The organism is Paracoccus sp. PAR01 (genome assembly GCF_014851995.1).
Classification (GTDB): Bacteria; Pseudomonadota; Alphaproteobacteria; order Rhodobacterales; family Rhodobacteraceae; genus Paracoccus; species Paracoccus litorisediminis.
This window is the reverse complement of record NZ_JACVAW010000006.1, coordinates 190,338-216,897: the sequence shown is the minus strand read 5'-3', so window position 1 is coordinate 216,897 and position 26,560 is coordinate 190,338. Positions and strand designations below refer to the sequence as shown.

Genomic DNA, 26,560 nt, shown 5'->3' with positions numbered 1-26,560 from the left:
CCGCCAACCCTTCAGTTGCGACGATGTGAGGTCAAGCTTCTGACGACGCTAACCTGTGTGGCGATCGGCTTGGACGGTCGCGCAACCGCCTGTTCCTTAAGTTCCGCTGCGACGTTGCTGCAACTTGCGATGCGCCGGGGCGAGGGCTCGGATTGTCTTTCAGTTGACGTCCAACGCCTCCATACCGCTGCATGTGGTGCGGGTGGCGGTTCCGCCCTTTGAAACCGACCTGAATAGAGCCCGATACACGCGGGCGACGGCGGCATTATGCGGGCCATGATCGCACACTCCCCTACCGTCACTGCGCTTGTCGACGGCGTGTTCGCCCAGCTATCCACAATACGCCACATGGACATTCGCTGGGCGATGTCGCGAGGTGTCCGCATCTAAGGTGCATTCAGTATAGGGGCGGTGAGGGTTGCTAAATGGAGGTATACGGAATAGTCGGCTACGAAACCACTTTCAGGTGGTACCGCCGAATGCCACCTACCGACGATGCGGAGGCGGTGTTTGTATCGACTTTGCCGTATTCCACAGTATTCCTGCGGGATTTCCGGCTCGGCGTGTAAACCTTTATCAAGTTGTTTTCTTTACGATTCCGGGACAGAGCGATTTCAGGCATTCCATCAGCTTGTCAGTCGGTTCGAAACCCTGCTGATCAGGCAATCTCCTTCCGGAGCCTGAATCGCGCCAGCTGACTGAAATAGGTTGTTCCTGAGTTTGAAGTGGTCAGATACGGACCCCCAATCTGGCTAGCGCGGTCATCATCGGCGCGGTCTAGCTCTGCGGCGGACTTGCAGAGGGGGGAACATGTCCGCCATCCAGAACCAATTCGCGGCGCTGCTGTGGCAGAACGCCAAAGGGGCCTCGCCGCCGATGCTGACCCCGGCCTTGGCACGAAAGCTGACCCAGCGGCTGGACGGCATCCGGCTGTTTGCGCATGGCTATACCTTGCTGACCAACCTGACCCATGGCCGGGCCACGCCTTGGGACTTGCTCGATTTCGCTTGGCGGCACGAATTGCAGGGAGTCTGCCTGCATGTGCTGGACGGCGGCCGCAACAGCCTGTCCGGGATGGACGATCAGGCGCGACAGGCATTCGGCCTGCGCGCGCGCGAATTCGGGCTGGACCTGCATCTTGAGATCAGCTCGACCCTGCGCCCGGATCTGGATCAGGCGGTTGCGATCGCCCTTGCGACGGGTTCGACCAATATCCGCGTCTATTCCCGCTACGAAGGGCTTCTGTCCGAGGTCATGGCCCGGATCGAAGCCGATCTGCGCTATATCTCCGAGCTTGCCGACCGGCACGGGCTGAACTTCGATTTCGAGCAGCATGAAGAGCTGAAAAGCCACGAGATCGCCACGCTGCTGCGCCGGATCAATCATCCCCGGCTGAATGCGCTGTTCGATTTTGGCAATATGATCAATGCCAATGAGCAACCCCTGCCAGCCTTGCAGGCGATGGCGCCGTTGATCCGGCAGGTTCATCTGAAAGGCGTGCGGATCGTGCCGCAGGGCAAGGGAACCGGCCATTACGGCGTGCTTCAGGGCAGCGCACAGGATGACCTGCCCGGCCCGAGGATGCTGTACGAATTGCTGATGCTGGGCGAGGACGCGCCGCAGGTCATAGCCTTCGCGCTCGAACAGGAAAACCATTACGCCGCCCCAGCCTTCCGCATGTCGGATGAGGCTGACGACCCCTTCATCCCCTATCGCGAGATGAGCGATACCGTCCTGCCGCCCGGCCATACGCTGGACAGCATGATGGCGGCCGAGCATCGCTGGCTGGAAAACCAGCTGGACTATATGCGCGGGCTTATCCGCGAGCTGCGCCTTTTGGCTGCGCTTGTTCTGGCAGAGGCCGAGCAGCCCTGCAAACCCCATGCCCTTGTCGGAGACCAGCAATGACCACCGCAAACCGCGCGAAATGGCTGCGCTTTCTTGTCCTGATCCTTGGCGGCGGGACGATCTATAAGCTGGCGAACGTCAAGGACGCCTTCTATGTGCCGCTGCAAGAGGTCATGGGCCTGTCCCATACGCAGATCGGAACGCTGCTCAGCGTCAATTCCATCGTGGCGACCGCGCTTTTCGTGCTGGGGGGCATGATGGCCGACCGCTTCGGGACGCGCAAGCTGATCCCTCTGGGGCTGATCGGCGCGGGGCTGCTGGGCCTTTATATGGCCAGCTTCCCCGGCTTTGGCGGAATGCTGGTGGTCTTTGCCTTGCTGGCGGTCTGCGCGGATTGCCTTTACTGGCCCGCGCTTTTGAAGGCCGTGCGCAATCTGGGCAGCGATGATGAGCAGGGCCGGATGTTCGGCTTTCTGGAAGGCGGGCGGGGCGTCGTCGACACGGTCGTCGCCTTCTCGGCGCTGGGGGTCTTCGTGGTCGCGGGCTCGGGTGCGCTGGGGCTGAAATCGGCGATCCTGTTCTATGCGATCATCGATATCGTCGCCGGGATTGCGGCATGGTTCCTGCTGAATTCCGCCGCCGAGAAACGCGCGGAGGCCGAACCGGTGGGCCTGTCCGGCCTGATCGAGGCGATGCGCGTGCCCGCCATCTGGCTGGTCAGCCTGAATGTGTTCATGGTCTATACCGTCTATTGCGGCCTGACCTATTTCATTCCCTACCTGAAAGAGATGTACCAGCTGCCGGTCGCGCTGGTCGGGGCTTACGGCATCATCAACCAGTATTTCCTTAAGGTTCTGGGCGGTCCGGCAGGCGGCTACATGGCGGATAAGTCATTCCGCAGCGCCAGCCGCTATATCAAATGGGCCTTCCTTGCGCTGCCGCCGGTGATGGTCCTGATCCTTAGCCTGCCGACGGGGGCTGCCTATATCTATCCGGCCATGGCTGCGATGCTGTCATTCGCCTTCATCGTCTTCAGTATGCGCGGCGTCTTCTGGGCCCCGATGAGCGAGATCGGAATTCCGTCCCGCATCACCGGCTCGGCCTTTGGTCTGGGCTGCCTGATCGGATATGCGCCGGGCATGTTCGCCTATATGATCTATGGCGCGATCCTTGACCGCTTTCCGGGTCAGCAGGGCTATACCTATGTCTTTGCCCTGATGAGCGTGCTTGCGGTGATCGGCTCGCTGGTGGCGGGGCGGCTCAACCGCATCATCGGCGGTCCCGATGCCAAGGCGGCGGTGGCCGCCTGAGCCTTAGCGCAAAGCGTCCGAGACGATGCGCGCCAGCGCCTCGAGCCCCGGCTCGAGCTGCTGGGGCGTGACCCCCGAAAAGCCAAGGATCAGGCCCGGACGCGCGGACGGGCGCATCCAGTAATCGCTCAGCGCATAGCCATGCACCCCCGCATCTTTGGCGCGTTCGGCAATCATCCGGTCGTCCAGCCCATCGGGCAGCCATAACAGCGCGTTCATGCCGCTATCGGGCCGCTCGACATGGAACAGCCCCGCGCCGACCTGTCGCGCCACGGTCAGGAACCGGTCGCGGCGCTCGCCGTAAAGCTCGCGCATCTGGCGCAGATGGGTCGCGAAATGCCCCTCGGAAATGAACTCGGTCAGGGTCATCTGCGAGGGAAGCGGCGCGCAGCGGAACATCAGCGCCATGGCATTGCGGAACATGTCGATCAGAACCGGCGGCAGGACCAGATAGCCGACGCGCAGAGCCGGGAACAAAGCCTTGCTGAAGGTGCCGACATAGATCACGCGGCCAAAGCGATCGGCGCTGTGCATGGATGGCAGGGGCCGCCCGGTATAGCGGAATTCGCTGTCGTAATCGTCCTCGATGATCCAGCCGCCATGGGCCTCGGCCCAGTCCAGAAGCTTGAGCCTGCGTTCCAAGGCCAGCGTGGTTCCGGTCGGATGCTGGCGCGAGGGCATGACAAAGACCATGCGGATGCCCGGATCATTGGCAAGGATGTCTTCAAAGGCCATGCCGTCGCCATCGACCGGGGCCGTCACGATCCTGCGTCCGAGCGACGCGAACATATTGCGCGCGATATAGGGGCCGGGGTCCTCGACCAGAATCCCGTCGCCGGGATTGGTCAGCAGCATCGCGGCCAGCATGAACCCGGCATGGGCGCCCGGCGTGATCACGATCTGGTCGTGATGACAGGCGTCACTGCGATGCAGCGCAAGGTAATTGGCGATGGCCCGGCGCAACGGCGCATAGCCCTGCGGTTCGGCATAGCCCAGATTGCTGCGATAGCCGAGGCGGGTCTGCCGGTTCACGCATTTCTGCCACAAGGCAAAGGGAAAGCGGTCATAGGCGGGCGTGTTGGGCAGAAATGGCCGCGCCTGCCGCGCCTCAATGTCGATGGTCAGGTCCTGCAGTCTTGCGCCCATCTCGGAGAGTTGCGGATGCGCTCCGGCGCCTGCGGCCGCGTCCTCGCGGGCCATGGCGCGCGGCAAATGCTGGGGCACCGAGCCCGCGACAAAGGTGCCCGCGCCGTGGCGCATTTCCAAAAACCCCTCGGCCTCGAGCCCTTCCAGCGCCAAGACGGCGGTCGGGCGCGAGATCGAGAATTCGGCCGCCAGCATCCGGCTGGAGGGCAGCTTGGCTCCGCCGGGCAGCACGCCCGAGACGATTGCATTGCGCAACTGTTCCTTGAGCTGCTGCGCCAACGAGACATGGCTACCACGATCCAGACTGATCCATGTCAGGATTGCTCCGGACGGGCGTCGCGCCATATTTCCTCGCGTCAGTCGATCTTCAAGGCGGCCAGTGCCGCGCGGTGCAAGACCGCATTGGCCGAGATCAGGACGGTATCGAAAACCCGGCCGTCGGGCAATGGCAAGCCCGCCCAATCGGTGATGATCCCGCCCGCGCCAAGAATGATCGGGGCCTGTGGCAGGATGTCGTAATCGTAAACATTCGCCTCGGCCAGAATATCGACCAGCCCCAGCGCCAAAAGCCCCGCCGCATAGCAATCATGCGAGCTGCGGTTGAAGCGCGTGCTGCAAGCCAGCCGGTCATAGCGCGGCGCCTGCGCCCCATCGAAATGGTCCCGCGCCGAGGTGTACAGCACCGCATCGGCCAGATTTTCGACGCTGCTGCACCGAATGGGCTGCGTGCCGAAGAGGGTGGGCAGGCCCGCCCGACCCAACCAGCGCTCGCCGGTGATCGGCTGGTCGATCAGCCCCAGCACCGGCTGTCCGCGATACAGCAGCGCGATCTGCGTGCCAAAGGCCAGCGAGCCCGAGATAAAGGATTTCGTGCCATCGATCGGGTCCAGCACCCAGACCCATTCCGCATCCGCCTGATGCAGGCCAAACTCTTCGCCACGGATGCCGTGATCGGGAAAGGCATCGGCGATCATCGCGCGCATCAGCGCCTCGGCCTCGCGGTCGGCGATGGTCACGGGGCTTGCGTCATCCTTGGTCTCGATGATCAGCCGTTTGCGGAAATGCTGCGCGATCAGCGGGCGCACGGCATCGGCCATGGACAAAGCCAGTTCGGTCATGGGTGCGGGGCTGGATATGGTCTGGTCGCTGGTCACGACGCGCTCCTGAAATAAGGCAGATGGTCATGCTTGGCGTGCAATCCCGCGCTGCCGCAGGACGCCCCAAAGCACGGCACAGATCACCGTCAGCGCGACGAAGATGATGCCGATGGCATTGATCATCGGGCTGATGCCAAAGCGCATCCGCGCGCCGATCTCGGTGACCAAAGTATGATCGCCGCCGATTGAAAAGATCGTGGTGTTGTAATTTTCGAAGCTTTGCAAAAAGGCGATGACGGCGGCGCTGATCATGGTCGGGCGCAGAAAGGGCAGGGTGATGCGCCGGAATGCCCGCGCCGGGGTTGCGCCAAGGTCAAGGGCTGCTTCCTCAAGCGTGATGTCCTGCCGTTGCAACCGCGCCATGAACATCAGCATCGCATAGGCCGAGATGAATGCCGATTGCGCCAGAATGGCGGTCAGGACGCCGCCCGAGACCCCCAGTTGCGACCAAAGCGTGACCGTCGCAATGCCGATGATCAGCCCCGGCGTCAGCAAGGGCGAGACCATGATGATGTAAAGCAATCCCGCCGAGCGCCGTCCCAGCTTTGACAAAAGCAAGGCCCCCGCCAGACCCATGGGCAGGGACAGCGCGACCACCGCCCCCGCGATCATCAGCGAATTGGCCAGTCCCGACCACATGCGGGCGTCCTGCCAAAGCGCGCTGAACCAGCGCAGCGTAAAGCCCTTCCAGACCGTGATTGAGGGGGGCGAATAGTCGTTCACGCCCGCCAGCATCATCGCGATCAGCGGCAGGAACATATAGGCAAAGAACAAAAGCATATAGACATGCAGCACCAGATCGCCTGCCTGTCTGCCGCGCGGGGAATGCGTCATTTCGCGATATCCTTCAGGCTGACTTTCAACAGGCGCATCATCAGAAAGACAAAGATCATGCAGACGATCAGCAGGCTCAACGCATAGGCCGCGCCGACATTCCAGTTGGTGGCCTCGAAGAAGCGGTTGTAGATCAACTGGGTGAACCACGGCGCGGCGGTCCCCCGCGTCATGATATAGGGCACCGAGTAAGACCCGACCGACAGCATGAAGGTCATGATGCAGCCCACGGCAATGCCGGGGCGGGCATGGGGGATGACCACGCGCCGATGGATTTGCCAGACGGGCGCGCCCAGATCACGCGCGGCCTCGATCTGGTTTTTGTCCAGCGTTTCCAGAACATTATAAAGCGGAAAGACCATGAACAGGATATAGGCGTAAACCATGGCGATAAAGACGCCTGCGCCGCTTTCCAGAAACGGCACGGCAGGCAGGCCCAATGCGCCCAAGACCGCGTTCACCGGCCCATTCGGGCCAAGCAGCATCTGCCACGCGAAAATGCGCAAAAGCTCATTGATCGCATAGGGCACGACCAGCATCAGCATGATGAGCGCGGCGGTTCTCGCAGTCTTGAGTTGCGCCACCGCGAAGGCGATCGGATAGCACACCATCAGCGCAAGGGCGGAAACCGCCAGCGAGGCCAGGATCGTGCGGACAAAGATCGCGAAATGCGCCGCACCCATCTGGCGGAAATTGTCCAGCGTATAGGTCTTGACCGGGGTGGTTTCGGCACGCTCCAGATCGGCGATCTGGGCTTGGATCGCGCCTGTCTCGGTGTCGACCGCCGCCAGCTTTTCCGGCTGATCCGCAAGGGTGCTGCGGTCCAGCGCCAGCAGGTCCAGCCGGTTGTAAAGCCCGTCGATTTGCACCGACAGTTCGGCGGCACCCACGGGACGCTCCATCCGCCACAGGGATTTGTCGATCATGATGATCTGGGGCGCGGCGATCAGCCCCAACACCCAGACCCCCGAAAAAAACAGGATCAGGCAGGTCAGCGGCCCGCCAAAGGCCCGGATAAGGCTAGTCATGCGAAATCTCGCCCTTGGGCAGGATCAGGGCCTCGGCTGCTTCAAAGCCCAGCCGGACCTCGCCCTCGGGCGGGGCGCCGCGCCCGTCATTTGGCATATTGACCAACAGCTTGCGGCCTTGGGCCTCGGTGACGATCATCGACCATGCACCCTCCATGTCGCGGCGCGTCACGCGCGCGGGAAGGGTGTTCTCGGCCGCCTCGCCGGGGGAAAGCAGGCGCAACCGCTCGGGGCGGATGAACAGCATGGCGTCAGAGGAAGCGGGCAGGGCCTTGGGATTGCTTGCCCGCAGCAGACCCAAAGGCGTCTCGCATTGGGCGATTGGGCCAGATTCGGTCAGCTTGCAGGGCAGGGCGTTCATCTCGCCGACGAAGGTGGCGACGAAACTGTCACCCGGATGGTCATAGATCCGCGCGGGTGCCCCGATCTGGATGATCTGGCCCTTGTTCATGACAGCCACGCGGTCGCTCATGGTCAGCGCCTCGCCCTGATCATGGGTGATATAGACAAAGGTGATCCCGGTCCGGGCCTGTATCTGCTTGAGTTCCGCGCGCATATGCTGGCGCAGCTTCAGATCCAGCGCCGAAAGCGGCTCATCCAGTAGCAGGACAGCGGGCTCGACCGCCAGCGCGCGGGCAATCGCGGCGCGCTGCCTTTGCCCGCCGGAAAGCTGGTCGGGCAGTTTCCCGGCATGGTCGGCCAAGGCGACCGTCGCCAGCAATTCCTCGGCGCGGGCGCGGCGCTTGGCCCGCGACCAGCCCCGCATTTCCAGCCCGAAGGCCACGTTTTCCCAAACGGTCATCAGGGGAAACAGCGCAAGGTTCTGAAAGATCAGCGCCGTCGGGCGATCCGACGGCCCCAGCCCCAGCATCGAACGGCCGCCAATGCGGACATCCCCCTCGGTCGGCTCAAGAAACCCCGAGATCATGCGCAGAAGCGTGGTCTTGCCGCAGCCCGAGGGGCCTAGGATCGAGAAAAACTCCCCCGCCCTGATCGTCAGGTCGGTGGGTTGCACGGCCTGAAAACGGTTGAAGCGCACCGATGCGCGCTGCAGCTCGATTTCCATGCCGATCGTCTGGCCAGTCATATGGGACTCCGTCGCGATCTTGGGGGCGGCGCGGGATTGGTCGCGCCGCCCAGCCGGGGCATTCAGGCGTTGGTCAGCTTCTCGACATATTCTTCGCGCACGGTCGAGAACCAGGGCGTGAACATCGGCCACCACCACAGATTGTCGATGGCATTGCCGGAATAGGCGAATTCGAACGCGGCCCGGCTGGCCTCGGACAGATGCGGCGCGGTGCCGCCCGCAGCCGAGTTGTAGCCGGTATTATCCGCGAACATCGCGCCGATCTTGGGCGTCAGCATGAAGTTCAGCAGCTCATAGGCCTGTTCGATATTTTCGGCCCCCACGGGAACGGCGGCGGTGTCCATCCATGCCAGCGCCCCTTCCTTGGGCGACGCATAGCGCCATTTCGGCGCGGCATCGGAATGCAGCTTGATCCCCGTCGTGTCCCATGTCTGTCCGATCGAGCAGCCGCCATCGGTAAAGGCCGAGGTGGCCTCGGTCGAGTTGTTCCAATACGAGCCGATATTCTTCTTATGCTTGGCCGCAAACGCCACGCAGGCATCGAAAATGCGGCGGGTATCGGCCTCGGTCTTGTAAAGATCCATCGCCCGGTTCGAGGGCAACTCGCCCGTCGCATCCAGATGGATCGCAAGCGTGATCAGAACCGATTTCTGGCGCATGGCAACCTTGCCATCCAGCCCGTCCTTCCACAGATCGCCCCAGGACAGCGCGCCGGGGGCGAAGTCATGGGTCTCGCTGTCATAGGTGATGCCCTCGGTCCCCCAGCTGAAGGGGATCAGATAGCGCTTGCCACGCCGCGCCGCGCCCAGCGTCAGCGAGTTGCGCCACAAGGGCGCCTCGATCTGGTCGACCCGCAGACGGTTTTCGTCGATGGGGGCAAGCAGATTGCCCTCGTCGTAATTGGGGCGGGTGTCGACCGAGGGGAAGATCAGATCGAACCCCTTGCCGCCCGCGGCCCGCAGCTTGCTGACCGCTTCCTCATTCGAGCCATAGGTCGAGATGTTGATCTTGATCCCGGTCGATTTCTCGAAGGCCTCGACGATATTGGGCTGGAAGTAATCGCCCCAGGCAAAGACGTTCACAGAGCCGGACGAGGCCAGCGAGCGTCGTGCAAAAAGCGGAGCGGCAAGTGCGGCGCTGCCCGTTGCCAGAAGCGCGCGGCGGGTGAGATCGGTCATGGACTTATCCTTGTCTGGACAGAGGCGGGTTCATGGGAAACGGACCTGCCGTGCAGGTCTGCGGCGATGAAAACCCATCGCGGTCAAGGGTGCAGAAGGCGAAACAGGCGTCTTGTGGAAGCCGGTCTGCGGGTGCTGGTGTTGCCTTCATGCGGGTCCTCACGCGGCTGTGACGGGTGATGTCCCCGACATGCCAGCAATCCCCGATCTCGGATTTAGCCACTCAAATGGTTTCTTGCTGTCCACTTTCACGCAAACGCAATATTAGGAGTGTGACCTCAGATATGTCCGTGAAAATAATATGTTGCGTCCGGTCTTGCCGCCGCAACATGGGGTCGGATTTCGACCTTTTCGACCAGTCGTTGGTTCTGGCCAGCCCCACGTCTGGGGCGTCGCTCGCGCTCAGGCAGCTTTGCGCAACACTGACACCATGGACGGGCCTTTCCACTGCGCCGCGACCGATTGCGCGACCAGCTCGGCGGTGGCGGCGGAGAGGGTCCAGCCCAGATGGCCGTGGCCGGTATTATAGAATACGCCTTCGCGCCGTCCCGGCCCCACCCGCGGCATCATCGAGGGGGTCATCGGGCGCAATCCGGCCCAAGGGACGCATTGCCGGGTCGAGACCTGGGGGAAATGCCGGTTCACCCATTCGACGATCGGGCGGATGCGACAGGCGCGGATATCGCGGTTCTCACCGGCGAATTCCGCGGTGCCGGCAACACGGAAGCGGTCGCGGCCAAGGCGGCTGGTGACGATCTTGGCCGCGTCGTCCAGCAGGCTCAACTGCGGCGCTGCGTTGCGCGACACCTCATCGGGCAGGTTCACGGTGATCGAGTAGCCCTTGACCGGATAGACATTGATCCGGTCGCCAAGCGCGCGGGCCAGATCGCGGCTGCCGATCCCGGCGCAGATCACGATGGCGGCATGGGTGCTGTCTGCGACGCCCTGTGGTCCTTGAGCGCGGATCGCGATGCCCTGCGCGTCATGGCGGCAGGATAGGATCTCGTGTTGCATGGCGAAATCGACACCCATCCGCCGACAGGCCTCGGCCAGACCCACGGTGAACAGATGGATATCCCCGGTCGCATCACCCGGCGTGTGAAAGCCACCGATGAAATCGCCCTTCAGCCGCGGCTCAAGGCGACGCACCGCATCGGCGTCCAGTTCCATCCGCTCGACCCCGCCCTTGGCCAGCAGATCCGAGACGCGGCGGGCATGGTCCATCTGACGCTGATTGGCATAGAAATGCAGAATGCCCCGGTCGTCGCGGTCAAAGGCGATGCCCTCGGCGCTGGCGATGTCTCGCATCCGCTGGCGCGCGGCGACGGCCAGACGGGCGGTGGCCGTGGTATTGCTGCGATAGCGCGGAATATGGGCCAGAAACTCGGCCAGCCAGCTGTATTTGTGCCAGCTGGGCGACAGGCTTAGCGACAGCGGCGCGTCGGGTTTCAGCATCCATGACAGGCCCTTGATAATGGTCGAGGGATGGTTCCAGACCTCGGCATTCGAGGCCGAAAGCTGGCCGCCATTGGCAAAGCTTGTCTCCATCGCGGGGTAGCGCTGGCGGTCATAGACGGTGACGGGAAAGCCGCGCGAGGCAAGCTCATAGGCGGTGGTGATGCCGGTAATTCCGGCACCGATCACGGCGATCGATTGCATCATTCACTCCGATATTCAGGCCAGAACTTCGCCGCGATCGACCATGATCGCCTGTCCGGTGATGTTCTTGGCCGCGTCCGAGGCAAGGAACAGATAGGTCGCGGCCATGTCCTCGGGCTCCATCAGGCCGGGCAGGATCTGGTTGCCGACGATTTCATCGAGCAGATCGGCCTCGCTGCGGCCGGTTTCCACCGACATCCGCGCCAGAGACCGCATCGAGGCGACCGTGCGCACCCAGCCCGGACAGACGCCGTTCACCCGGATGCCGCGCGGACCCAGTTCCTTGGCAAAGGTCCGGGTCAGGCCAAGGCTTGCATGTTTCGAACTGGCATAGGCGGCGAAGCCCGGCTCGGAGGTGCGGCTCCAGATCGAGCAGGTATTGACGATATTCGCGCCGGGGCGCGTCATCAAAGGCAGGGCCGCGCGGGTCATCAGGAACGTCCCGGTCACGTTGATATCGACGATGCGGCGGAAGTCGCGTTCGATCTGCAGGGCATCACCGCCCTCAAGCGGGGTCAGCAGTTCCAGCCCGGCATTGTTCACCAGCACGTCGATCCGGTTGAGCTGCGCCACGGCACCGGCAACCGCCTCGGCCGAGGTGATATCGCAGGCCAGACCCCGCACCGTCACGCCGCAGTCCTGCGACAATTGGGCTGCGGCGACGTGGACATCCTCGCCCTCGGCCAGAATGGTCAGATCGGCCCCGGCGCGGGCAAAACCGGTCGCCACGCCGTAACCGATGCCGCGGCTGGCACCCGTCACCAGCACATTTATGCCGCGAAAATCAAAACTGGTCATCATTCGCACCTCCTGATCCTGTCCCCAGCTTTGGCCAGCTCGAAATCCGGAAAAATAGAAAAGACTGGCATTCACTTCGAAATTATCGATATGAATGAGCCAACAACCCGAGGAAGCCGATGCGCCGCCTGCATGATGTCGATCTGAAATTGCTCAGGACGTTCAAGGCCATCGTCGAGGCGGGCGGGCTATCGGGCGCGCAGGCGACACTGAACAGTTCGCAATCGACGCTGTCGACGCAGCTGGCCGATCTGGAAAAGCGACTGGGCTTTCGGCTGTGCCAGCGCGGGCGGGGCGGATTCGCGCTGACGCCTCAGGGGCAGAAACTGCTGGACGCGCTTGAGGATTTTCTTGCCGCCGCCGATCATTTCCAGAATGAGGCGGCCTCGATCTCGGGCGAGATGCGGGGCGTGCTGCGGCTAAGCGTGGTGGACGCGATGCTGTGCAATGCGGCATGGGATCTGTCCACGATCCTGCGCGACTTCAATGCCCGCGCCAAGGCGACCCTGATCGAGATGTCCACCGCCTCGCCCTCGGATATGGAAAGGCTGGTGGCCGAGGGCAAGCGCGACATCGTCATCGGTCCATTCTTTCGCCGCAATGCCGGGCTGAGCTATGTGCCGCTGTTTCAGGAACATCACGCGCTGTTCTGCGCGGCCACGCATCCCTTGGCGCGATCGGGGCCGGTTCAGGCCGCGACCCTGCGCCAGCACGCTTTCGTCGCGCGCGGCTACCTGCACCGCTATGATGTCGAACGGGTCGGCCATGTCGAACCGGCAGCCCTAGTCGATACGATGGAAACACAGGCGCTGCTGATCCGCTCGGGGCGATTCATTGGCTATTTGCCCAGCCATTATGCCCAGACCGTTGACGGGCTGACCCGGATCGAGACGGTCGAACCCGTCGATTATCTGTCCCCGATCCAGCTGGTCCACAGCACCGGGGCCTCGGAAAACATCCTGATCCGCAGCTTTCTCAACCGCGTGGCGGAACATCCGTTGCGGCTGGACGGACCGGCGGGGCAGGGGCCGATCCGTCCGTTTTAAGGGGGCGTTCAGCGCCCCAGATGCACCGGGCGCTGGTAATAGGGCAGATCCTCGACCCGCACACCGCGTCCGGCGCGATGCTCGGCCTGAACGTGGCGGGCGATGTCTTCAAGCGGCGCGAACCAGACATCGCCGCGATCCAGCACCTGTTCCAGCCATTTCTCCATCTGCATCCAGCGCGCCAGCCGTCCGGTCAGGAAGGGATGCAGCACCGGCATCCAGAAGCCGCCCGCCTCATAGGCGGCGTCGAACTCCTCGAAAAACGCTCGCAGCCCGTCCGAGGGGGCCCGCACCGGCATCAGGTAGCCGATCTCGGCGTAATGGGCGAAGGGGGGCCAGTCGTCATTGCCCCAATGCACCGGCATCTCGATCAGCTCGCCCGCATCGGTGCGCATGACATAGGGATTGTCATCGGCCATCAGCGAGCTTTCATACAGGAAGCCCCGCGCGATCAGCCGGTCCAGCACGGCCTGCGTGACATTATAGACCGGGGCGCGATAGCCGCGCGGCTTCTGGCCGGTCATCGCGACATGCACATCGGTTGCCTTGTCGAACCAATATTCCTGCTCGGCATCGGATTGCGCCGAGGGGTCCTCATGCAGGTAGCTGTGATGGGCGATCTCGTGGCCGCCCTGCAGGATCGTGTCCACGGCCTGCGGATATTGCTCCATCACCCAGGCGGGCATGAAGAAGGTCTGCTTCAGGCCAAGGCGGCGATAGGTTTCAACGATGCGCGGCACGCCGACGGTCGGGCCATAACGGCCCATGCTGATCGGGGATAGTCGGTCGAAGCCGTCGGTGGGCCGCGAGATATGGATCAGGCTGTCCGCATCGACATCGAAGGTGATGGCGCAGGCGCAGCGCGCGCCATTCGGCCATTGGATCTTGTTGCTGAGGATCATGGGGTTTCCTTAGTGCATCGCCGCGCCGCCATCGACGCTGTAGCATTGCCCGGTGATGAAGCTGACCTCGGGAGAGGCGAGGAAGGCCGCGACCGCCGCGATTTCGCGCGGCTGGCCGATGCGGCCCAAGGGATTGGCGGTCTCGACCGCCTGCTGTTCGGGGGTCATCTGGTCAAAGGCCAGCAGCGGCGTCTCGACCGGACCGGGGGCGACGGCATTGACCAGAATTCCGCGCGGTGCCAGTTCCCGCGCCCATGAGCGCGTCATGGTCAACGCGCCACCCTTGGTCGCGGCATAGGCCGACAGGTTCTGCCGCCCCAGATAGCCCAGTTCCGATGCAATGTTCACGATCCGCGCGCCGCGCCCCATCAGGGGCAGCACGGCTTGGGTCACAAGGAAGGGCGCGCGCAGATTGACCGCCAGCATCAGATCCAGCGCCGCCAGCGTCTGCTCGGGCAAGGGGGCCTCGATCAGCACACCGGCATTGTTGACCAGCACATCCACCCCTGCCGTCATCGCGGCAAGGCGTTCGCCCGCCGCTGCGATCTGGGCGGCGTCGGTCAGGTCCAGTTGCAGCCATTCGCCCAAGGCGGGCTGATTGCGGTCCAGCACGATCACCCGGCAGCCATCCGCCAGCAGCCTTTCGCAAATCGCCCGCCCGATGCCGCTGGCCCCGCCGGTGACCACTGCCACCCGTTTGTCATTCGCCGTCATTTCTCTGCCTTTCATGCCTTATTGATTTCGGGACGCGATCACCGGGCCGTCGCGCCCATCTGCCGGAGCAGCGTGCCGGTCCGCTGGCGGGTTTCCCAGCCCTCGGCCAGCCCGATGGGGGCGTTCGATGCGGGCAGCGGCGGCTTGCCAAGGATCAGGTCCGAGGCTCGCTCGGCCAGCATGATCGTCGGTGCGTTCAGGTTGGCGTTCGGCTCGCTGGGGAAGACCGAGGAATCGATCACCCGCAGCCCCTCAAGCCCGTGGACGCGCAATTCGCTGTCGACGACGGCCATGGCATCCTCGCCCATGCGGCAGCTTCCGCAGGGGTGATAGGTGCTTTCCATGGTCTGGCGGACAAAGGCGTCGATCTCGTCATCGGTCTGGACATCGGCACCGGGGGCAATTTCCTCGGCGCGGAACGGGTCCATGGCGGGCTGTGCGATGATCTCGCGGGTCAGGCGGACGCAGCGGCGGAAGCCCTCGCGGTCCTCCTCGCGGTCAAGATAGTTGAACAGGATCTCGGGATGGATGCGCGGATCGTCCGAAACGGCGCGGACATGGCCCCGGCTTTTGGGCTTGTTCGGCCCGGTCAGGACCATGAAGCCATGACCCTTCAACGGCTGCTTGCCGTCATAGCGCATGGCGGCGGGCAGGAAATGGAACTGGATATCGGGCCATTTCACCATCGCATCCGAGCGGATGAAGCCACCGGATTCGAAATGGTTGGAAATCCCTAAGCCCCGCTTGAACAGCATCCATTCGACGCCGATGCGCAGCTTGCTGAAAAGTCCCATCCGGCCATTCAGCGTGATCGGTTGCTTGCAGGCATATTGGATATAGATCTCGGAATGGTCCTGCAGGTTTTCGCCGACGCCGGGCAGGTCGTGGCGTATCGCGATGCCCGCCGCTTGCAGCACCTTGCCCGGCCCAATGCCTGAGCGTTGCAGCAGATGCGGCGATCCGATCGGCCCGGCCGAGACGATGACCTCGCGCCGCGCCAAAGCGATCTGGATCTTGCCATCCACCTCGAACTCGACCCCGGTCGCGCGGCCTTTTTCCAGCAGGACGCGGCGCGTCATCGCATGGGTGACGACGCGCAGGTTCGGGCGGCTCATCGCCGGTTTCAGATAGGCATTGGCCGCCGACCAGCGCACGCCGTCCTTGACGGTCATATGCATCGGGCCAAAGCCCTCTTGCATATGGCCGTTGGGGTCCTCGGTCCCGATATAGCCCGCTTCGATTCCGGCATCGACAAAGGCGCCATAAAGCGGGTTGGCCATGCGATTGCCGTTGTTGACATGCAGCGGCCCGTCATTGCCGCGATATTCGTCGCCGCCAAAGGCAAAGGTCTCGGCCTTGCGGAAATAGGGCAGGCAATGGCGATAGCCCCAGTCTCGCGCGCCAAGGCTTTCCCATTCGTCGAAATCACGCGGATGGCCGCGCATATAGACCAGCCCGTTGATCGAGGACGATCCGCCCAGCACCTTGCCGCGCGGGCAATGGATGCGGCGACCGTTCAGACCCGGTTCGGGGGCGGTCTCGTAGCGCCAGTTGTATTTGGTGCCGTTCATCGGGATCGAAAGCGCGCTTGGCATCTGGATGAAGACGCTTTTGTCGCTGCCGCCGAATTCCAGCACCAGCACCTTGTTCGCGGGGTCCTCGCTGAGCCTTGCGGCCAGAACGCAGCCTGCCGAGCCCGCGCCGACGATGATGAAATCATAGGTTTCGGCCATGGCCGGTCCTCCTCTGTTCAGATGGGAATGCGATGCCGCCGCCCGCCGCATCGGGGCGGGCGGCGGATCGGTTCAGGGTTTGCGCGGATAGCCGCCCCAGCCGCGCGGCTGCGTGATAGCCTTCGTCAGCGCGACATGAACCAGCGCCGCCGCCACGCAGGACGGGATCGAGGCACTCAGCCAGACAAAGACCGGCAAATGGTCCAGCGTCTGCGGGTTGAAGATCACCACATAGACCAGAACGCCCACCGCCAGTGCGATCAGCCCCGCCGGGTTATAGCCGCGCCAGAAACCATAGGTGTGGTCATGTCCGGGGGTGAATAGCGCGCGCATATCAAGGCGTTGGCGGCGCAGATAGAAGTAATCGGCCAGACCGATCCCCGCCAGCGCGCTGTTCAGCGCCGAGGTCCAGACGAGGAAGCGGAAGAACCCGTCATAGACGCCGGGCGTGAACAGAACCAAGCCCAGCGGGATCAGGCAGAAAATCAGGCACAGCGCCTCCCAGCGCAGGCGGCGGATCGCGTCGGTGCTGACCTGCCGCAAACCGATGACCGAGGTGTAAAGGATGTTCGCCATGCTGGTGATATTGGCGAAGGCCACGAAACCCAGCGCTATGACACCCACCGCCACGCCACCAATCTGCGCCATCCAGATCGTGGGATCGCTATTCCCCAGCGCCACGGCGGCCAGCAATCCGACGACCTCGCCCAAGGCCGCCGCCGCAAAGATGCCGATCAGGTTCGGCCAGACAGCGACACGCTCATTGCGGGTCAGCCGCGCAAGGTTGCCGATATAGGGCCACCACGACATGCCTGCGGCGATATTCACCTCGACCGCGACCATGAAATTGGCCGCGCGGCTGTCAAAGGGCGGGTCGAGCGGCGGCAGGTTCATCAGCTCGGTAAAGGACCGCTCGGACAGGATCAGCCACATCATCACGATCATCAGGATGACCAAGGCGGGCGAGACGATCATGTTAAAGAATTTGATCGAGGTTGGCCCCTTGGCCACGATGAACCATGTCAGCAGGATCGCACCCACCCCGGCAATCGTGACCGCGCCGCCCGAGGTCGCGGCCGCCGGATCGCCGCCTTCTATCAGCGCGCCAAGCCCGCTGATCGAGCGCCCGAACATCAGCCCCAGCACCGCAAGCCAGCCCATGGTCAGGACGATCACCGCCAAGACATAGACCAGCCTGCTGCCATTGCCGCCAAAGGCGCTGCGCAGAAAGACGAATTGTTCCAGCCCGTAGCGCCCGGTCGCCACGCAGGTCGCAAGCGCAGTGATGGCGACGCCGATCACGTTGCCGATGACGATGGCGGCGATCCCTTCGCGCGGGCCGACGAACAGCCCGACCGCCCCGCCGATCAGAAAAGCCCAGGTCGCGATGGCCAGCGCGGAATTGGCATAGGTGAATTCCCAGAACCCCCACAGCCGCTCTGAGGGCAGCAGCGGCAGGTCGCCGCGTTCCGCCGCAAGGCGATAGTCCCGGTCCTCGGTTGCGGCCATCAGATGCCCCCCCACGCCCAGAACCCGCCAGCCAGAACCACGACCATGGCGACCAGCGCGGTGTAATCCACCATGCCCAGCCGCCCCGCGATCCCGCCGTTCTGTTCCAATTCCTCATAGACGCGGATGCGTCTTTCGATCTCGTCGTCCCATGCTGTCGACATGGCCATACTCCCCGTTGCGAAGGTTTTTCCCTTCGATGTTCTGAGATGCGGGCACGGGACGTCCTGATCTGGCTTGGTGGCCCCGGACCGCGCGAATGCCTGCTGTCCATTGGGGCGATCCGGCCCCGGAAAGCGTCGCACCCTTGGATGAAACGGCCAGCCGATTGTTTAGAAAATATCTGTTTCATTATATTCACTTCAGGTAATTCTAATGTAATGCAGCAGAAATCCGGCCTTGGGCGCCCGTCCTTCACCGATATCGACCTGAAACTTTTGCGGATCTTTGCCGAGATCGTCCGCTGCAACGGCTTTTCCGCAGCACAGATCAGTCTGGGGATGAGCCAGGCGACGATCTCGCAGCAGATGCGGCATCTTGAGGAACGCCTCGGGCTGCGGCTATGCGAAAGGGGCCGTGCCGGGTTCTACCTGACCGAGCAGGGGCGGCAGGTGCATGGCGCGATGCTGGACCTGTTCGGCGCGATCGAAAGCTTTGGCACCGCAATCGGCGATGTGCGCGGTGAACTGACCGGACGGCTGAATTTCGGCACGGTAGATGCCATGGTGACCAACCGGGCGCTGGGGCTTGATCGCGCCATCGGCGCCTTTCACCAGTCTGCGCCCAAGGTCAGCCTTGATATCGACATCGCGCCGCCGCAGGCGTTGGCGCAAGGCCTGCTGACACGACGATACGAGGTAGCGCTTCTGCCGGTCCGCGATGCCTTGCCGGGGCTCGACTCGCGGCGCGCCTTTTCCGAGCGGCAGTTTCTTTACTGCGGCCAAAAGCACCCGCTTTTCGGGCGTCCCGACGGTGGGATCACCGATGCGGAGCTGGCCAGACAGGCCTTTGCCGGGCGGACCTATATGCCGGATGAGCGGATCTGCGGCATCGATTTCCAATGGAGCGCGCAAACCGCCCATATGGAGGGTACGCTGACCTTGCTGCTGTCGGGGGCCTTCATCGGTTTTCTGCCGGACCATTTCGCGGCAATCCCGGCGCGCGAAGGACAGTTGCGCGCGATTGCCCCTGAACGGCTGTATTTCGACGACATCTTCCACATCGCCTTCAGCCCCGGACGTCGCAACCGCACCGCCCTGCTGCTGGCCGATCTGATTGCGCGCGAATGCGATATGGCGGGCGCCTGATCACATCCGAAATCCCGAAGCAATGATCAATAATATGGGATATATCGAAGAAACTCGCGGCCGATAATCGACGTGAACCGGTACCAGCCGGCCCATGTCCCATCGGAGCGATTGATATGCACGACACCTCGTCCTCGCACGGCTATGCCAGCGGCCGCCTGAACCTGCCGTTCGTCGGCATCTCGACCTTTGGCAAGCGCCCCTATGTTGCGGATTGGTCCCAGATCGACGCCGATGTCGCCGTGCTGGGCGCGCCCTTTGATTTCGGCACCCAGTTCCGCGCGGGCGCGCGCTTTGGGCCACGGGCGCTGCGCGAGGCCTCGACGCTGTTCAGCTTTGGCCATGCCGGGGCTTACGATCACGAGGATGACTGCACCTATCTGGGCGCGGATGTGCGCATCGTGGATATCGGTGACGCCGATATCGTCCATACCGACACGGTGAAAAGCCACGCCAATATCAAGGCAGGGGTCAAGGCGATCCTTGATGCCGGGGCCTTTCCGGTTGTGATCGGCGGCGATCACTCGATCAATATTCCCTGCATCGACGCCTTCGAGGGGCAGGGCGACATCCATATCCTGCAGATCGACGCGCATCTGGATTTCGTCGACGAACGCCACGGCGTCCGCAACGGCCATGGCAACCCGATGCGCCGCGCGGCGGAAAAGTCCTATGTCACCGGGCTGACGCAGGTCGGTATCCGCAATGTCTCGTCGACTGCCAAGGAAGGTTATGAGGATGCCCGCCGCATGGGTTCGGATATTCTGTCGGTGCGGCAGATGCGGGCGCTGGGGCCAAAGGCGGTGATCGATCGTATTCCCAAGGATGCGCGGGTCTATGTCACGCTGGATATCGACGCCTTCTGCCCCTCGATCGCGCCGGGGACCGGCACGCCCTCGCATGGCGGCTTCGTCTATTACGAAGTGCTGGAGATGCTGCAGGAACTGGCCCGTCGCAACGAGGTCGTGGGCATTGATCTGGTCGAGGTCGCGCCCGATTACGACCCCACCGGCGGCACGGCCATTCTGGCCGCGCAAGTCCTGCTGAACTTCCTTGGCTTCGTTTTCCACGAACGCAGCAAGCGCTGACCACAAGGACAGCTTGAACAGACGCCCCGCCCGCCAAGCGGGCGGCGGGCATCGGCAATGTGAGGAGGCACATTCACCATGACAGCACAGGATACCCTTGCCGGCAGCCGCCCGGCCCCCGCAGCCCCCCATGAGTTGCGACGGCGTCTGAAGGTCAGCCATGTCGTCTGCCTTGCCATGGCCGATGCCTCGCCCGCGATGGCGGTGCTGCTGCTGTCGGGCGGCGTGTTTCAGGTCGGCGGCACCTTTGCCGCGGGCGCGATGCTGATCCTAAGCGTCGTCGTCATCCTGATCGCCATGTGCCTTGGGGAATTGGCCTCGACCTATCCCTCGACCGGAGGGTCCTATTCGATGGTGCGTAGCGTGTTGCCCGAGCCGCTGGCATGGATCACGCTGTTCAATTTCGTGACGCAGGGCATCGTCATCCCGGCCTCGCTGCTGCTGGGCATCCCGATCTTTCTGAAACACCTGATGCCCGGCCTGACCGTACCGAACGAGGTCATTGCCTTTGCGCTTCTGGTGATTTCGGGCGGCATCGCCATCACCAAGGTCGAGATCGGCGCAAGGGTGAATATCGCCATCCTGATCGTGCAACTGGTCGTGGTCGGGCTGATCGTGCTGGCGGCGGTGATCGCGCCCGCGCAGAACCCGGTCGACATCGTGCTGCATCCCGTCGCAATCAGCGATGGCCAGCTTGTCGCGGTGACGATTGGCATGGCGCTGGCGACGCTGGCCCCGGCCTTCAACGTGCTGAACGGCTATGACGCGGTTTGCGGTTTTGTCGAGGAACTGGTGGGCGGCGCGGCCGATATCGGCAGATCGGTGATCTATGCCGCCATTCTGGCCTCGGTCCTGATCACGGTGCCGCTGATCGCGGGCGTGATTGCCGCGCCGGATCTGACGGCCTTCCTGCAATCCGACGCGCCGATCGTCTATGCCGTCGAAAGCGCGCTTGGCCCATGGGCCAGCACGATTCTGGATATCGGCGTTATCGCCGCGCTGTTCAACGCCGCGCTGACCTTGCAGATGTATTTCGCACGCGGGGTCTTTGCCTCGGCCCGCGACGGGCTGTGGCCGCAGGCGGTCAATGCCCGGCTGGCGCAGCTGAACCGGTTCAGTTCGCCCGGATGGGCGGTCGCGGCGCTGCTGGTGCCCTCGGTCTTCCTGATCGGGATGTCCAGCCTTGACTGGCTGATCATGTTCGCGGGCACGATGATCGCCACCGTCTATTTCTTCGTCGCCGTCGCCGCCCTTTTCAGCCGCATCGCACATCCGGCGATCAAGCGCCCCTTCCGCATGCCGTTCTGGCCGCTTGCCCCGCTGATCGTGATCGCTTTCACCGGCTATGCGCTGCTGACCCAGACGCGGGATTTCCTGATCGGAGAATTGGTCCTTGCCGGGATTGCCCTGCTGGCATGGGCGCTGTCGAAGCTGTGGCGTCGCGCGGGGTAGTTCGACTACACCAGCGCGCGACCCGACTGGGCAAAGAAATGCATGTGCCCGGGGTCAAAGCGCAGCGCGATTGGTTCGCCCGGCTGCAGCGCCACATTGCCATTGAGGCGCGCCAGTATCGGGCCGACCTGCTCGACCGAGGTGTAGACATTGGTGTCCGAGCCCAGCCGCTCGACCAGCAGCACCTCGGCATCGACATCGCCGGCTCCGCGCGCGGCGATGTCCAGATGTTCGGGGCGGATGCCGACATGGCTGGCCTGCGACGGTCCGCGCAATGTCATGTTGTTCTTCAGCTGCAATCCGCCCGCGCCGGGGGTCACGTCAAGGATGTTCATCGTGGGTGAGCCGATGAAGCGCGCGACAAACAGATTGGCGGGCCGTTCGTAAAGCTCCAACGGCGTGCCGACCTGCTGGATTTCGCCCGCATTCAGAACCACGATACGGTCGGCCAGCGTCATCGCCTCGACCTGATCATGGGTCACATAGATCATCGTCGCATCCAGCCGCTGGTGCAGGCGTGCGATCTCAAGCCGCATTTCGACCCGTAGGGCGGCGTCCAGATTGGACAGGGGTTCATCGAACAGGAACGCCTTGGGGCTGCGAACGATGGCCCGGCCCATGGCGACGCGCTGCCGCTGCCCGCCGGACAGTGCCCGAGGAAGGCGATCAAGCAGCTTGTCCAGCCCCAGCGTCCGGGCCACGGCCAGGACCGGCCCGCGTCGCTGGGCCTCGGGCGTGCGGCGGATCTCCATCGAGAAGCCCATGTTCCGGCCAACTGACATATGCGGGTACAGCGCATAGCTTTGAAACACCATCGCGATGTCGCGGTCGCGGGGACGCACCTCGTTCATGATCTCGCCGTCGATGGTGAATTCGCCATCGCTGATCGGCTCCAGTCCCGCGACTTGCCGCTACAGCGTATTGGCCAGTTTCGGGATGTCGATGCGCGCATTTAGCTCGATCGACATCGCCCGAACGGCTGGTCAGCTCCGGCACGGCATTGGGGCCGGGGGAATGAACCCGCGTCACCTCGGGGCGCTCGCTCAGCCGATCGACAAAGATGTCAGCGGTGCGCTGGTGCTCGCGCATCCGGGCGGGCAAGGTGCGCAGGCCGCGATGCAGCAGTCATGCCTCGAACAGCGGCAGCGTCAGTGCGCGGATCTGGCCAATCAGCTCATCGGTCGAGACGACGACGCGCGGACCGTGTCGGAATGCTCCGAAATGTATTTCGAGGCCGAATGCAGCACCAGATCGATGCCCAGTTCCAGCGGTCGCTGGAAAACCGGCGTGGCCCAGCTGTTGTCCACGACCGTCAGCGTGCCGTGGCGCTTGGCATGTTCCGCCGTCCGACGCAGGTCCATGACCTGCATCATCATCGAATTCGGGCTTTCCAGATAGGCCAGCCGCACACCGCTGAGCAAATCGGGGTCGCTATTGAACGCGGTCATCGGGTGATAGGTGATCTCGACTCCCCAAGGCCGCAGCATCTGTTCGAACAGGCGGTAGGCATCGGGATAGACATGCTCGATACAGGCGATACGATCGCCGGGTCGGACAAGCGCAAAGATCGTCGAGGAAATCGCGACCATCCCCGAGGCAAAGCCCACCGCCGCCGCACCGTTTTCCAACCGGGCCATCATCTGTTCGAAGGCGGCGGCCGTCGGGGTCTGCACACGGGAATACAGCGTCCGGCTGCCCTGACCGGACATGCGGGCCTCGAAGGCGGCAAAATCGTCGAATGTGAACAGCGAGGACTGATAGATCGGCGGCGTCACCGAGCCTTCGGCCCCGCCATGCGTCTGCGCCAACAGGGTTTCGATGGCCAGTTCATTCATGCGACAGCTCTCCAACTCTGATCCTGGTTTCCTCGGCCACGAGGTCGATGATCTCGTTCATCAGCGCCACTGCCCGGTCTGAATGGCCGTCGCGGATCGCCTCGGCCAGCGGCAGATGCAGCCGAAGCGAAGAGGTCCCAAGCTGCGGTGCTCCGATCGGGTCGCGATAGACCGTGTGAAATGCGTGCTGCAGCTGATACACCAATTGCCGGAACAGGGGGGTCCTGCAGCATCGTGGATCGCATGATGAAAGCTGTGATCTTTGGCCGCCAGTCGTCACCCGCATCTAGCGCGTCGATCAGCACGTAGGCCCGGTGGATGATTTCCGCGCGTTGTCGGTCATTTGCCCGAAGCGCGGCCAGCCTGCAGGCCTCGGCCTCGATCGGGCGTCTGACTTGCATCGACTTGCCGGAAATGGGCACACGAAGGACCGTCCCCGCGCCCTTGTTGCGCGACACGACCCCCATGCCCTGCCATGTCTTCAAGGCCTCGCGCACGGTCGAACATGCCACGCCCAGATCGCGTGCCAGATCCAGTTCCGGGGCAGGCGCTCTCCTATGTCGGTGCCATGTTCGACGATCATCTCTGCGACCGCTTCAAGTACGGTGCGCTGCTTATCCGTGTCGGCTGTTTCGTGTGTCGATTCCATGGCCAGATCATGAAATCATGTCAGACAAAGCCAATAACGATGTCTGACATTGTTTGATGCGAAAGCGAAACCCGGCCCTTCAGATGGCTGGACGCCGGTCGGGCCTGCCCTTAGCAGGTGCCCAGCATCCAGCGCCGAGAGGTTGGCGGCGCGGCTTTCTTGCACATGTTGCAGCCGCATGTGGGCAGGTGACCGCGCTTCATCACCTTCGGCTCGGAGGAACTGGCATCCGCGCGGCTTTCGGCGCGGCGCAGGGCGCTGGACATGGTGCTGATCTGCGGGATCGAGGGCAGCACGGCGCAAATGCCGCCGCAATCGGGGCAGGGCGCGCCTTGGCGGCTGGCATCATAGCTCATCCAGTCCGAAAAGATGCCGTGGTCGGAGCAGTTGAAATCATAGACGGGCATGGCCGTTCCTTTCACATCATTCCATCAAGCAGCAGCATGCCGGGCAGCCAGCCGGTCACGATGCCGGCGACAAGCGTGGCCCATGCGGTTGCCTTTAAGATCGGGCGTCCCAGCGCCAGAAGCAGGAAGTACATGAACCACAACGCGGCCCAGATCAGCCAATTGGTCGCCAGCCAGAAGCTGCCGCCCGCCCCGATCCCGGCATAGGCCTTGAGGATCACCGGGATCAGGGTGATGGCGACGAACAGGCTGAACCAGCCCAGCCCTCGCCCGTCGACCCCGGTCACGCGGTTATGGGCAATCCAGAAATAGGTGGTGGCGAACAGCAGGGTCAGCGCGCCCGCCCGGATCGATTCAGCATCGGCAGCCGTGCCGAAGACCGACTTGATCACGACACCCGCAGCCACCAGCCCCGAGACGATGTTGATGACCACGATCTCGCGGTCTTCGATCTTGCCCAGCAGCCAAAGCCCGTTCAGAAACAGGACCGCGCCCACCCAAAGCAGCAGAAATCCAAGCATCATGGTGACTCTCCTGAAAGAGCCGCCCCCGAGAAGCCGGGGGCGGAGGTGGGGAGGGAAGGTTCAGCTGGTCTTGGCCCAGGGCGTTTCCGGGACCATGCGCTTGGGCCCGTCGCCATTCGGGCGGATGTCGAAGTCGAAAATCCCCGTCGGGATGGCCAGCGTTGCGCAGACGTTGGGAATGTCGACGATGCCGGCGATGCGCCCCTCGACCGGGGCGGTTCCAAGGATCATATAGGCCTGTTCGCCCGAATATCCGAATTTCTTGAGGTATTCGATGGCGTTAAGGCAGGCGCGACGATAGGCGACATGGGCGTCCAGATAGTATTGCTCGCCCGTATGCTCATCGACCGAGATCCCCTGGAAGATCAGGTAATCGTCGAAATGCGGGTCGATCGGCGACGGGCGGAAGATCGGGTTCTGCACGCCGTATTTGTTCATGCCGTCCTTGATGATCTCGACCTTGATCTCGATCCAGCCGGCCATTTCGATGGCACCGCAGAAGGTGATTTCGCCGTCGCCCTGGCTGAAGTGGATGTCACCCATCGAGAGACCGCCGCCCTTCACATAGACGGGGAAGTAGACCTTGGAGCCGCGCGACAGGTTCTTGATGTCGCAATTGCCGCCATGTTCGCGCGGCGGCACGGTGCGCCAGGCCTCTTTGGCGGCGGCATCGGCCGCGTTGCCCGACATCGACCCCATCAGCGAGGTGGGGCCGTAAGGCGGGTTGGCCAGCGGTGGCACGCGGGTCGGATTCGTGGCGATCAGAGCGGCCTCGCGGCGGTTCGCTTCGGCCAGCAGTTTGTGATCGGGCAGACAGCCGATCAGGCCGGGATGGATCAGCCCCGGATAGCGCACGCCCGGAATATGGCGCGAGGTGGTGTAGATGCCTTCGAAATCCCAGATCGATTTCGACGCATGGGGATAATGCTCGGTCAGAAAGCCGCCGCCGTTTTCCTTGGCAAACAGGCCGTTGAAACCCCATCTGGACTCCGGCAGCGCGCCGATATCCAGAATGTCGACGACCAGCAGATCGCCCGGCTCGGCACCCTCGAAGGCGAAGGGACCGGACAGGTAATGCACCCGCGTCAGGTCGGCATCGCGAATATCGTTGGCGCTGTCGTTGTTGCCGATCTGGCCCCCGGTCCAGTCATAGCATTCGACGCGCAGCACCTCGCCGGGCTTGAAGCTCTCGACCATCGGGATGTCGGGATGCCAGCGGTTATGCGGCTTCTGTGCGGCTTCTTCGGGTGCCCTTTTCAGATCGACTTCGAAAACGGTTCTGGACATTCTACCCTCCCTGTCCGTCGGACGGGCCAGCGCGTTGCGGGCCTACCCGGAACCAAGGTCAT

25 protein-coding genes are annotated in these 26,560 nt (G+C 63.2%); 6 read left to right on the top strand and 19 right to left on the bottom strand.

All coding sequences use genetic code 11. The annotated features are described in order from the left end of the window. Positions 1–810 precede the first annotated feature (810 nt). Entirely contained in the window at positions 811–1,908 is a 1,098-nt protein-coding gene (locus tag IB235_RS12510) for a sugar phosphate isomerase/epimerase (RefSeq protein ID WP_192337011.1), read from the top strand. After that, a complete protein-coding gene (locus tag IB235_RS12505; protein ID WP_192337010.1) occupies positions 1,905–3,158 on the top strand; it encodes a nitrate/nitrite transporter in 1,254 nt (417 codons plus the stop codon). The genes IB235_RS12510 and IB235_RS12505 overlap by 4 nt, the downstream gene beginning before the upstream one ends. A gap of 3 nt (positions 3,159–3,161) precedes the next feature. On the opposite strand, the gene IB235_RS12500 is transcribed toward IB235_RS12505, so the two are convergent. The 8 genes from IB235_RS12500 to IB235_RS12465 all read right to left on the bottom strand — a co-directional run bounded on the left by IB235_RS12500 (position 3,162) and on the right by IB235_RS12465 (position 12,045). Continuing rightward, positions 3,162–4,649 (bottom strand): PLP-dependent aminotransferase family protein, encoded by a 1,488-nt coding sequence (locus IB235_RS12500; RefSeq protein ID WP_192337009.1) that lies wholly within the window; start codon positions 4,647–4,649, stop codon positions 3,162–3,164. 11 nt (positions 4,650–4,660) lie between these two features. Next, positions 4,661–5,458 carry an inositol monophosphatase family protein gene (locus IB235_RS12495; protein WP_370576885.1) on the bottom strand — a complete coding sequence of 266 codons (798 nt, stop codon included), beginning with the start codon at positions 5,456–5,458 and terminating at the stop codon, positions 4,661–4,663. Positions 5,459–5,485: 27 nt separating this feature from the next. Beyond that, on the bottom strand, positions 5,486–6,295 hold the full coding sequence (locus IB235_RS12490) for an ABC transporter permease (RefSeq protein ID WP_192337008.1): 810 nt from the start codon (positions 6,293–6,295) through the stop codon (positions 5,486–5,488). Next, positions 6,292–7,323, bottom strand: a complete 1,032-nt coding sequence (locus tag IB235_RS12485) for an ABC transporter permease (protein WP_192337007.1) — start codon at positions 7,321–7,323, stop codon at positions 6,292–6,294. Before IB235_RS12485 ends, IB235_RS12490 begins: the two co-directional genes overlap by 4 nt. Next, positions 7,316–8,410 (bottom strand): ABC transporter ATP-binding protein, encoded by a 1,095-nt coding sequence (locus IB235_RS12480; RefSeq protein ID WP_225612266.1) that lies wholly within the window; start codon positions 8,408–8,410, stop codon positions 7,316–7,318. Before IB235_RS12480 ends, IB235_RS12485 begins: the two co-directional genes overlap by 8 nt. Positions 8,411–8,472: 62 nt before the next feature. Continuing rightward, a complete protein-coding gene (locus IB235_RS12475; RefSeq protein ID WP_192337006.1) occupies positions 8,473–9,588 on the bottom strand; it encodes an extracellular solute-binding protein in 1,116 nt (371 codons plus the stop codon). Positions 9,589–9,990: 402 nt separating this feature from the next. Continuing rightward, positions 9,991–11,247: a D-amino acid dehydrogenase gene (locus tag IB235_RS12470; RefSeq protein WP_192337005.1), complete on the bottom strand. Its 1,257-nt coding sequence runs from the start codon at positions 11,245–11,247 to the stop codon at positions 9,991–9,993. A gap of 15 nt (positions 11,248–11,262) precedes the next feature. Then, positions 11,263–12,045: an SDR family NAD(P)-dependent oxidoreductase gene (locus IB235_RS12465; RefSeq protein ID WP_225612264.1), complete on the bottom strand. Its 783-nt coding sequence runs from the start codon at positions 12,043–12,045 to the stop codon at positions 11,263–11,265. A gap of 119 nt (positions 12,046–12,164) precedes the next feature. Here IB235_RS12465 and IB235_RS12460 point away from each other — a divergent pair, with 119 nt between their 5' ends. After that, positions 12,165–13,091, top strand: coding sequence for a LysR family transcriptional regulator (locus IB235_RS12460; protein WP_192337003.1), 927 nt, complete (start codon positions 12,165–12,167; stop codon positions 13,089–13,091). Positions 13,092–13,099: 8 nt separating this feature from the next. Here IB235_RS12460 and IB235_RS12455 read toward each other — a convergent pair whose 3' ends face one another. The 5 genes from IB235_RS12455 to IB235_RS12435 form a co-directional block, all read right to left on the bottom strand. Beyond that, entirely contained in the window at positions 13,100–13,990 is an 891-nt protein-coding gene (locus IB235_RS12455) for a polysaccharide deacetylase (protein ID WP_192337026.1), read from the bottom strand. 12 nt (positions 13,991–14,002) lie between these two features. After that, the gene (locus tag IB235_RS12450; RefSeq protein WP_192337002.1) at positions 14,003–14,707 is read right to left on the bottom strand and encodes an SDR family NAD(P)-dependent oxidoreductase; all 705 of its coding nucleotides are present in this window, start codon (positions 14,705–14,707) and stop codon (positions 14,003–14,005) included. 38 nt (positions 14,708–14,745) lie between these two features. Continuing rightward, entirely contained in the window at positions 14,746–16,440 is a 1,695-nt protein-coding gene (betA, locus tag IB235_RS12445; RefSeq protein WP_192337001.1) for a choline dehydrogenase, read from the bottom strand. Positions 16,441–16,512: 72 nt separating this feature from the next. Then, a complete protein-coding gene (locus tag IB235_RS12440) occupies positions 16,513–17,949 on the bottom strand; it encodes a cytosine permease (protein ID WP_192337000.1) in 1,437 nt (478 codons plus the stop codon). Then, a complete protein-coding gene (locus IB235_RS12435) occupies positions 17,949–18,113 on the bottom strand; it encodes a hypothetical protein (RefSeq protein ID WP_170297701.1) in 165 nt (54 codons plus the stop codon). The genes IB235_RS12440 and IB235_RS12435 overlap by 1 nt, the downstream gene beginning before the upstream one ends. Positions 18,114–18,329: 216 nt before the next feature. Here IB235_RS12435 and IB235_RS12430 point away from each other — a divergent pair, with 216 nt between their 5' ends. The 3 genes from IB235_RS12430 to IB235_RS12420 all read left to right on the top strand — a co-directional run bounded on the left by IB235_RS12430 (position 18,330) and on the right by IB235_RS12420 (position 21,796). After that, complete coding sequence (locus IB235_RS12430) at positions 18,330–19,256, top strand: LysR family transcriptional regulator (RefSeq protein WP_192336999.1); 927 nt, start codon at positions 18,330–18,332, stop codon at positions 19,254–19,256. Positions 19,257–19,372: 116 nt separating this feature from the next. Next, positions 19,373–20,344 carry an agmatinase gene (gene speB / locus IB235_RS12425; RefSeq protein WP_155040941.1) on the top strand — a complete coding sequence of 324 codons (972 nt, stop codon included), beginning with the start codon at positions 19,373–19,375 and terminating at the stop codon, positions 20,342–20,344. 78 nt (positions 20,345–20,422) lie between these two features. Then, positions 20,423–21,796, top strand: a complete 1,374-nt coding sequence (locus IB235_RS12420) for an APC family permease (RefSeq protein WP_192336998.1) — start codon at positions 20,423–20,425, stop codon at positions 21,794–21,796. A 5-nt stretch (positions 21,797–21,801) separates the two neighbouring features. On the opposite strand, the gene IB235_RS12415 is transcribed toward IB235_RS12420, so the two are convergent. The 6 genes from IB235_RS12415 to fmdA form a co-directional block, all read right to left on the bottom strand. Then, a complete protein-coding gene (locus IB235_RS12415; RefSeq protein WP_304612854.1) occupies positions 21,802–22,692 on the bottom strand; it encodes an ABC transporter ATP-binding protein in 891 nt (296 codons plus the stop codon). A gap of 273 nt (positions 22,693–22,965) precedes the next feature. After that, positions 22,966–23,631, bottom strand: a complete 666-nt coding sequence (locus tag IB235_RS12405) for an aminotransferase class I/II-fold pyridoxal phosphate-dependent enzyme (protein WP_192336997.1) — start codon at positions 23,629–23,631, stop codon at positions 22,966–22,968. Continuing rightward, positions 23,624–23,917, bottom strand: a complete 294-nt coding sequence (locus IB235_RS12400) for an FCD domain-containing protein (protein ID WP_225612260.1) — start codon at positions 23,915–23,917, stop codon at positions 23,624–23,626. The genes IB235_RS12405 and IB235_RS12400 overlap by 8 nt, the downstream gene beginning before the upstream one ends. 473 nt (positions 23,918–24,390) lie before the next feature. Further along, on the bottom strand, positions 24,391–24,687 hold the full coding sequence (locus tag IB235_RS12390; protein WP_192336995.1) for a zinc ribbon domain-containing protein: 297 nt from the start codon (positions 24,685–24,687) through the stop codon (positions 24,391–24,393). An 11-nt stretch (positions 24,688–24,698) separates the two neighbouring features. Next, positions 24,699–25,211, bottom strand: a complete 513-nt coding sequence (locus IB235_RS12385; protein ID WP_192336994.1) for an AmiS/UreI family transporter — start codon at positions 25,209–25,211, stop codon at positions 24,699–24,701. Positions 25,212–25,271: 60 nt separating this feature from the next. Continuing rightward, positions 25,272–26,498 (bottom strand): formamidase, encoded by a 1,227-nt coding sequence (gene fmdA, locus IB235_RS12380; protein WP_192336993.1) that lies wholly within the window; start codon positions 26,496–26,498, stop codon positions 25,272–25,274. Between the last annotated feature and the right edge of the window lie 62 nt (positions 26,499–26,560).

Coding starts and splice junctions, on each gene's coding strand:
- IB235_RS12510 (WP_192337011.1), top strand. CDS start 811: ATGTCCGCCATCCAGAACCAATTCGCGGCGCTGCTGTGGCAGAACGCC.
- IB235_RS12505 (WP_192337010.1), top strand. CDS start 1,905: ATGACCACCGCAAACCGCGCGAAATGGCTGCGCTTTCTTGTCCTGATC.
- IB235_RS12500 (WP_192337009.1), bottom strand. CDS start 4,649: ATGGCGCGACGCCCGTCCGGAGCAATCCTGACATGGATCAGTCTGGAT.
- IB235_RS12490 (WP_192337008.1), bottom strand. CDS start 6,295: ATGACGCATTCCCCGCGCGGCAGACAGGCAGGCGATCTGGTGCTGCAT.
- IB235_RS12485 (WP_192337007.1), bottom strand. CDS start 7,323: ATGACTAGCCTTATCCGGGCCTTTGGCGGGCCGCTGACCTGCCTGATC.
- IB235_RS12480 (WP_225612266.1), bottom strand. CDS start 8,410: ATGACTGGCCAGACGATCGGCATGGAAATCGAGCTGCAGCGCGCATCG.
- IB235_RS12475 (WP_192337006.1), bottom strand. CDS start 9,588: ATGACCGATCTCACCCGCCGCGCGCTTCTGGCAACGGGCAGCGCCGCA.
- IB235_RS12470 (WP_192337005.1), bottom strand. CDS start 11,247: ATGCAATCGATCGCCGTGATCGGTGCCGGAATTACCGGCATCACCACC.
- IB235_RS12465 (WP_225612264.1), bottom strand. CDS start 12,045: ATGACCAGTTTTGATTTTCGCGGCATAAATGTGCTGGTGACGGGTGCC.
- IB235_RS12460 (WP_192337003.1), top strand. CDS start 12,165: ATGCGCCGCCTGCATGATGTCGATCTGAAATTGCTCAGGACGTTCAAG.
- IB235_RS12450 (WP_192337002.1), bottom strand. CDS start 14,707: ATGACGGCGAATGACAAACGGGTGGCAGTGGTCACCGGCGGGGCCAGC.
- betA (WP_192337001.1), bottom strand. CDS start 16,440: ATGGCCGAAACCTATGATTTCATCATCGTCGGCGCGGGCTCGGCAGGC.
- IB235_RS12440 (WP_192337000.1), bottom strand. CDS start 17,949: ATGGCCGCAACCGAGGACCGGGACTATCGCCTTGCGGCGGAACGCGGC.
- IB235_RS12435 (WP_170297701.1), bottom strand. CDS start 18,113: ATGTCGACAGCATGGGACGACGAGATCGAAAGACGCATCCGCGTCTAT.
- IB235_RS12430 (WP_192336999.1), top strand. CDS start 18,330: ATGCAGCAGAAATCCGGCCTTGGGCGCCCGTCCTTCACCGATATCGAC.
- speB (WP_155040941.1), top strand. CDS start 19,373: ATGCACGACACCTCGTCCTCGCACGGCTATGCCAGCGGCCGCCTGAAC.
- IB235_RS12420 (WP_192336998.1), top strand. CDS start 20,423: ATGACAGCACAGGATACCCTTGCCGGCAGCCGCCCGGCCCCCGCAGCC.
- IB235_RS12405 (WP_192336997.1), bottom strand. CDS start 23,631: ATGAATGAACTGGCCATCGAAACCCTGTTGGCGCAGACGCATGGCGGG.
- IB235_RS12400 (WP_225612260.1), bottom strand. CDS start 23,917: ATGCGGGTGACGACTGGCGGCCAAAGATCACAGCTTTCATCATGCGAT.
- IB235_RS12390 (WP_192336995.1), bottom strand. CDS start 24,687: ATGCCCGTCTATGATTTCAACTGCTCCGACCACGGCATCTTTTCGGAC.
- IB235_RS12385 (WP_192336994.1), bottom strand. CDS start 25,211: ATGATGCTTGGATTTCTGCTGCTTTGGGTGGGCGCGGTCCTGTTTCTG.
- fmdA (WP_192336993.1), bottom strand. CDS start 26,498: ATGTCCAGAACCGTTTTCGAAGTCGATCTGAAAAGGGCACCCGAAGAA.